The 6,877-nt window shown below is 71.7% G+C and carries 8 protein-coding genes; 3 read left to right on the top strand and 5 right to left on the bottom strand.

Annotated features, from left to right (window positions below; all coding sequences use genetic code 11):
* The coding region (locus APM_RS06675) for a DUF4168 domain-containing protein (protein WP_007422589.1) at positions 1–288 on the top strand (288 nt) is incomplete at its 5' end.
* Here APM_RS06675 and APM_RS06670 read toward each other — a convergent pair.
* A complete protein-coding gene (locus APM_RS06670; RefSeq protein ID WP_011942465.1) occupies positions 289–633 on the bottom strand; it encodes a YbjQ family protein in 345 nt (114 codons plus the stop codon).
* A gap of 81 nt (positions 634–714) precedes the next feature.
* Between APM_RS06670 and APM_RS06665 the strand changes: the two genes are divergently transcribed.
* Positions 715–1,608, top strand: a complete 894-nt coding sequence (locus APM_RS06665) for an N-formylglutamate amidohydrolase (RefSeq protein WP_007422588.1) — start codon at positions 715–717, stop codon at positions 1,606–1,608.
* Between the two features lie 2 nt (positions 1,609–1,610).
* Positions 1,611–2,375: a histidine utilization repressor gene (hutC, locus tag APM_RS06660; protein WP_007422586.1), complete on the top strand. Its 765-nt coding sequence runs from the start codon at positions 1,611–1,613 to the stop codon at positions 2,373–2,375.
* 3 nt (positions 2,376–2,378) lie between these two features.
* On the opposite strand, the gene hutU is transcribed toward hutC, so the two are convergent.
* The 4 genes from hutU to APM_RS06640 all read right to left on the bottom strand — a co-directional run.
* Positions 2,379–4,049, bottom strand: a complete 1,671-nt coding sequence (gene hutU / locus APM_RS06655; protein ID WP_007422585.1) for a urocanate hydratase — start codon at positions 4,047–4,049, stop codon at positions 2,379–2,381.
* A 5-nt stretch (positions 4,050–4,054) separates the two neighbouring features.
* The gene (gene hutG, locus APM_RS06650) at positions 4,055–4,888 is read right to left on the bottom strand and encodes an N-formylglutamate deformylase (RefSeq protein ID WP_007422584.1); all 834 of its coding nucleotides are present in this window, start codon (positions 4,886–4,888) and stop codon (positions 4,055–4,057) included.
* The gene (hutH, locus tag APM_RS06645; protein WP_007422583.1) at positions 4,885–6,411 is read right to left on the bottom strand and encodes a histidine ammonia-lyase; all 1,527 of its coding nucleotides are present in this window, start codon (positions 6,409–6,411) and stop codon (positions 4,885–4,887) included. Before hutH ends, hutG begins: the two co-directional genes overlap by 4 nt.
* Positions 6,408–6,877, bottom strand: a 470-nt coding sequence (locus APM_RS06640) for an amidohydrolase family protein (protein WP_007422582.1), incomplete at its 5' end; no start/stop codon positions are given. The genes hutH and APM_RS06640, both read right to left, overlap by 4 nt.

Below are 6,877 nucleotides of genomic sequence, written 5' to 3'. Positions count from 1 at the left end.
TCGATGTCCGCGGCGCCGTCCGCATCCCCGCAAACCATCGCCAGAGCCGGCAAGGCCCTGCACCAGGTGCTCGAGATCAACCACAGCTACGGCGCGAAGCTCGCCCACACGACCGATCCCGCCGGCAAGCAGCGCCTGATCGCCTCCGCCAAGGACAAGGCCACCACCGCCATCACCGCGCAGGGCCTCACCGTGCGGCAATACGACCAGGTGCTGGCCGAAGCCCGGCAGAACCCGGCCCTGCGCGCCCGGCTCTTCGCCGCCGCCGGCCTGCCGGCGCAGAAATGATCACATGACCGCTTCGAGGATCACCGCCGTCCCATAGGCGGTGACCTCGTTCATCGCCTGGCCCTGGCCGGCGTCGAACTCCCCGGAATCGAACCGCATCCCGATCACCGCATTGGCGCCGAGCGAGGCGGCATGCGCCTTCAGCGCCGCGATCGCCTCGTCCCGCGTCTGGTTGACCATGGCGATGTAGCCCTCCTGCGAACCGCCGAAAATCGCGCGGATGCCGCCGAGCATGTTGCCCACGATGGTCCGGCTGCGGATCGAGGTGCCATAGACCGGGCCGACCACCCGGGCGATCCTGGCATTGGCCACCTCGTTGACGGTGACGACGAGAATTTCGTTCATGGCCTGGGTCCGTTCCTGCCTGTCCAACCGCGCGTTCATATCATTGACCGGGCGCGGCCGCATCGGCTTTATGATTTTGTCATGGATCTGGTTCCCCCGCGCCCCGAACAAGACGCCGCCGCCTGCGCCGACGGGGAGCTGCCCCCCTGCGTCCTCACCCGCCCGCCGCGCCAGTCCGCCCCGGTCGTGGTCGCCTCGGCGCATTCCGGCCGCGCCTACGCGCCGGATTTCCTCGCCCTCTCCCGGCTCGACGCCCGCGCCCTGCGCAAGAGCGAGGACGGCTTCGTCGACGAGCTGTGCGCCGGCGCCCCCGGCCTCGGCCTGCCGCTGCTCGCCGCCCGCTTCCCCCGCGCCTGGTGCGACGTCAACCGCGAGCCCTGGGAACTCGACCCCGCGATGTTCGAGGACGCCCTGCCGCCCTATGTGAACGCCACCAGCCCCCGCGTCGCCGCCGGCCTTGGCACCATCGCCCGCGTCGTCGCCTCCGGCGAGCCGATCTACCGCCGCAAGCTCCGCTTCGCCGAGGCGCAGGCGCGGATCGAGGCCTGCTGGCGCCCCTATCACGCCGCCCTGGCCGGGCTCATCGCCGAAACCCGCGCCGCCTTCGGCGCCTGCCTCCTGCTCGACATCCATTCGATGCCGCGCCCGCCCGGCCTGCCGCACGGCCACGGGCCGGACATCGTGGTGGGCGACCTGCACGGCGCCTCCTGCGCCCGCCCGGTCGTGCAGCTGGTCGAGCAGGCCCTGCGCGGCGAGGGCTTCGCGATCCGTCGCAACGATCCCTATGCCGGCGGCTACGTCACCCGCCACTACGGCCGCCCGCGCGAGCACGTCCATGTCGTGCAGATCGAGATCGCCCGCGCCCTCTACATGGACGAGGCGACGATGCTCCGCCTGCCCGGCTTCGCCGCGCTGCAGGCGAGCCTCACCCGCATCCTCGCGCGGGTCGCCGCCGCCGTGCCGGCGCTGGTCTGACCATGGCGCCCCCCGATCGCGAACCCGCCGCGCGGGTGCCGCTCTACGCCCGGGTGAAGGAGGCGATCGTCGAGCGCATCGCCAGCGGCCAGATCGGCCCCGGCGGCCGCCTGCCCTCCGAGCACGAGCTGATGGCCGAATTCGGCGTCTCGCGGATGACGGCGCATCGCGCCCTGCGCGAACTCTCCGCCGCCGGCCTCGTCGCCCGCGTGCAGGGCAGGGGCAGCTTCGCCGCGCCGCCGCGCCCGCGCCTCGAATGGCTCGAAATCCGCGACATCTCCGATGAGATCGTCGCCTCCGGCCACCGCCACCGCGTCCGCGTCCTCGCCCAGGAAGCCACCCGCGCCCGCGCCGACCAGGCGCTCGCCTTCGGCCTGCGCCCCGGCGCGCGCATCTTCCACGCCACCCTGCTGCATTACGAGGACGACGTGCCGGTGCAGATCGAGGACCGGCTGGTCTCGCCCCGCTTCGCCCCGGATTTCCTCGAACAGGATTTCACGAAGGAGACCGTCGCCGCCTATCTCCTCCGCCTCGGCCCGGCGACCGAGACCGAGCACGTCGTCTACGCGACCACGCCCTCGCCCGAGATCCGCGCGCTGCTCGAGATCGGGCGCGACGAGGAGCAGGCCTGCCTCGTCGTCCTCCGCCGCACCTGGAGCGGCGGGCTTCCCGCCACCCAGACCGAATTCATCCACCCCGGCGCCCGCTACGCGCTCGGCACCCGCTCCTCGATGGGCGACCGGCCGGACGGCCCGGCCGCCCCCTGAACCTCAGCCGGTGATCCCCGGCAGGTTCAGCCCGTTCTCCCGCGCGCAGTCGATGGCGATGTCGTAGCCGGCATCGGCATGGCGCATCACCCCGGTCGCCGGGTCGTTCCACAGCACCCGCTCCAGCCGCTTCGCCGCCGCCTCGGTGCCGTCGGCGACGATCACCATCCCCGCATGCTGCGAATACCCCATCCCGACCCCGCCGCCATGATGCAGCGAGACCCAGGTCGCCCCCGAGGCGCAGTTGAGCAGCGCGTTGAGCAGCGGCCAGTCCGACACCGCGTCCGACCCGTCGCGCATCGCCTCGGTCTCGCGGTTGGGGCTGGCGACCGAGCCGGAATCGAGATGGTCCCGCCCGATCACCACCGGCGCCGAAAGCTCGCCCCGCGCCACCATCTCGTTGAAGGCGAGGCCGAGCCGGTGCCGCTGCCCGAGCCCCACCCAGCAGATCCGCGCCGGCAGGCCCTGGAAGGCGATCCGCTCGCGCGCCATGTCGAGCCAGTGATGCAGGTGCGGATCGTCGGGGATCAGCTCCTTCACCTTCGCGTCCGTCCGGTAGATGTCCTCGGGGTCGCCCGACAGCGCCGCCCAGCGGAACGGCCCGATCCCCCGGCAGAACAGCGGCCGGATATAGGCCGGCACGAAGCCCGGAAAGTCGAACGCGTCGGCCACCCCCATCTCCTGCGCCATGGCGCGGATGTTGTTGCCGTAGTCGAGCACCGGAATTCCCATCCGCCAGAAATCGAGCATCGCCCGCACCTGCCCGGCCATCGACCGCTTCGCCGCCAGCGCCACCGCCTCGGGGTCGCGCTCGCGCATCGCCGCCCAGTGCTCCAGCGTCCATCCCGCCGGCAGGTAGCCGTTCACCGGATCATGCGCCGAGGTCTGGTCGGTCACGATATCCGGGCGGATGCCGCGGCGGACGAGTTCGGGAAACACCTCCGCGGCATTGCCGAGCAGCCCGATCGAGACCGGCTTTCCGTCGCGCTTCGCCGCCTCCAGCATCGCCAGCGCCTCGTCGAGCGTGTCGGCCCGGCGGTCGAGATAGCGCGTGCGCAGCCGCATCTCGATGCGCGAGGGCGTGCACTCCACCGCGATCATCGAGGCCCCGGCCATCGTCGCCGCCAGCGGCTGCGCCCCGCCCATGCCGCCGAGCCCGCCGGTCAGGATCCACCGCCCGGCGAGATCGCCGCCGTAATGCTGCCGCCCGGCCTCGACGAAGGTCTCATACGTGCCCTGCACGATGCCCTGCGAGCCGATATAGATCCACGACCCCGCCGTCATCTGGCCGTACATCATCAGGCCCTTGCGATCGAGTTCGTGGAAATGCTGCCAGTTCGCCCAGTTCGGCACCAGGTTGGAATTGGCGATCAGCACGCGCGGCGCGTCCGCATGGGTGCGGAACACGCCGACCGGCTTGCCCGACTGCACCAGCAGCGTCTCCTCCGGCCCGAGGTCGCGCAGCGCGCCGAGAATGCGGTCGAAACTCTCCCAGTCCCGCGCCGCCCGGCCGATCCCGCCATAGACGACGAGTTCCTCCGGCCGCTCCGCGACATCGGGGTCGAGGTTGTTCATCAGCATCCTGAGCGGCGCCTCGGTCAGCCAGGACCGGGCGCTGAGATCGCTGCCATGCGGCGCGCGGATCGTCCGCGCATTGTCGAGACGACGATTCATCCTGTTCATTCCTTCGAGTTCGCGAAATCGACGCAGTCGCGCAAAATCCGTTCCAGCACGGAGCGCAGCGTCGCCGCCCGTGCCGGATCGTACGGCGCCGGCCAGTTCGCCGCACTGGGCGCTGACGGCTCCTCCATGTAGCCGCGGCAGGCGAGTTCCATCTGCACCGCATGCACGCCTTCGGCCGGCGCGCCGTGATGGCGCGTGATCCAGCCGCCGACAAACCGCCCGTTAGAAACGTGGCTGAACCCCGCCTCGGCGCAACGTCCGGCAATCCGTGCCGCAAGTCGCGGATCGGCCGCCCGCCCGCGATCGGTGCCGATATTGCAGACCGGCAGCTCGCCCTCGAACAGTCGCGGAATCACCGAGCGGATCGAGTGGCAGTCATACAGCACGACGCGCCCGTGCAGCGCCCGCAGCCGCGCGATCTCGCCCGCGATAACATCGTGATAGGGATCGTGATACGCCTGCCGGCGCCTTGCGATTTCCGCCTCGTCCGGCTCCCGCCCGTCGCGATAGAGCGGCGCGCCGTCGAAATCCGTGGTCGGGCATAGCCCCGTCGTCGCCTGGCCCGGATAGAGCGAGGCGCCGGACGGATCGCGGTTGACGTCGATCACGCTGCGCGAGATCCGCGTGCGGATCACCGTCGCATCGAGCCCGGGCGCGAAATCGTAGAGCCGGTCGATCCACCAGTCCGCATCCCGCAGCGCCTGCCAGGGCGAGACGAAATCCCCCGCCAGCGCCTCGGGAATTTCGGTCCCCGTATGCGGAATGCTGACCAGCAGCGGTGCGGCACCCCGCCGCAGCTCGATGAACGGGGCAGGGGAGGGGGCGCTCACGCGTCGAGCTCCGGCAGCGCGTCGCATCCCGCCGCCCGCTCGGCGGCGCCGCTCTCGATCAGCGCCCGCGCCCGCGCGATGTCCGGCGCCATCAGCCGGTCCTCGCCGAGCACCGGCACGCTCTCCCGCAGCACCGCGTGCATCCGTCCAAGCGGCGCGCTGGTCGCGAGCGGGGCGAGCAGGTCTATCCCCTGCGCCGCCATCAGATACTCGATCGCCAGAACATGCGAGAGATTGTCCGCCATCCTCAGCAGCCGCATCGCCCCGTGCGTCGCCATCGAGACATGGTCCTCCTGGTTGGCCGAGGTCGGGATGGAATCCACGCTGGCCGGATGCGCCAGCATCCGGTTCTCCGCGACCAGCGCCGCCGCGGTCACCTGCGGAATCATGTAGCCCGAGTTCAGCCCCGGCGCGCGGGTCAGGAAGGCCGGCAGCCCCGAATGCGCCGGATCGACCAGCAGCGCGATCCGCCGCTCCGCCAGCGACCCCGCCTCGGCGATCGCCAGCGCGATCTGGTCGGCGGCGAAGGCGACGTATTCGGCGTGGAAATTGCCGCCCGAAATCACCTCGCCGGTCTCGGCGAACACCAGCGGATTGTCCGACACGCCATTGGCCTCGGTCGCCAGCGTCCGCCCCGCCTGGCCGAGCAGGTCGAACACCGCGCCCATCACCTGCGGCTGGCAGCGCAGCGAATACGGGTCCTGCACGCGCGGATCGCCGATCCGGTGCGAGTCGCGAATCCCGCTTCCCGCCAGCAGCGTCCGCAGCGCCGCCGCCACCGCCATCTGCCCCGCATGTCCGCGCAGCGCGTGGATACGCGGATCGAACGGCGCGTCTGACCCCCGCGCCGCATCCGTCGTCAGCGCCCCGGTCAGCAGCGCCGCGCGGCACAGGCGCTCGGCGCGGAACAGCCCGGTCAGCGCGATCGCGGTCGAAACCTGCGTGCCGTTCAGCAGCGCCAGCCCCTCCTTCGGGCCGAGCACCAGCGGCGCCATCCCCGCCCGGCCGAGCGCCGCCGCGGCATCCTCCCGCCCCGCCGCGCCCAGCACCTCGCCGATGCCGAGCAGCGCGCAGGTCATGTGCGCGAGCGGCGCGAGATCGCCGGAGGCGCCGACCGAGCCCTGCGCCGGAATCACCGGCAGGATGTCATGATCGAGCAAGCCCTGCAGCGCCTCGATCGTCTCCCACCGCACGCCCGAGGCCCCGCGCGCCAGGCTCGCGAGCTTCAGCGCGATCACCATCCGCACGATCGGCGCCGGCAGCGCCTCGCCCACCCCCGCCGCGTGCGACAGCACGAGATTGCGCTGCAAGGTGGCGAGATCCGCCGGCTCGATCCGCGTCGAGGCGAGGCGCCCGAACCCGGTATTGATGCCGTAGACCGCCTCGTCCCTCTCCAGGATCGCGGCGACGCATCCCGCCGCCGCCTCCACCGCCGCGCGGCATCCCGCATCCAGCCGCGCCGCGTCCCCCTCCTGCACCGCCCGCCAGTCGGCGAGCCGCATCGTCCCCGGTGAAATGATCACGCATCAACTCCTTTCAGAACGCGCCGCTCCAGCGGCGCCGGCCCGACCCAGGCGAGAACCTGGTCGAGGCTGTCCACACTCCAGATCGCGAGGTCGCACGACCGCCCCGCGTCGATCGCGCCGCATTCGCCGCCGAGCCCGAGCGCATCGGCGGCATGGCGGGTGATGCCGAGCCAGGCCTCCTCGAAAGAGAGGCCGAAGAACACGCAGGCCATCTGCGCCGAAAGCCGCAGCGAGGCGATCGGCGAGGTGCCCGGATTGCAGTCGGTCGCCACCGCCATCCGGCATCCCGCCGCGCGCATCGCCGCGACATCCGGCCGCTTCGCCTCGCGCAGCACGTAATAGGCGCCGGGCAGCAGCACCGCGACGCTGCCCGCCCGCGCCATCGCCGCGATTCCCTCGGCCGAGGCATATTCCAGATGATCGGCCGACAGCGCGCCAACCGCGCCGCCAGCGCCGCCCCGCC

Source organism: Acidiphilium sp. PM, from assembly GCF_000219295.1.
In the GTDB taxonomy this organism is placed as follows: Bacteria; Pseudomonadota; Alphaproteobacteria; order Acetobacterales; family Acetobacteraceae; genus Acidiphilium; species Acidiphilium multivorum.
The sequence above is the reverse complement of the archived record's forward strand: the minus strand, read 5'-3'. Positions and strand labels throughout refer to the sequence as shown.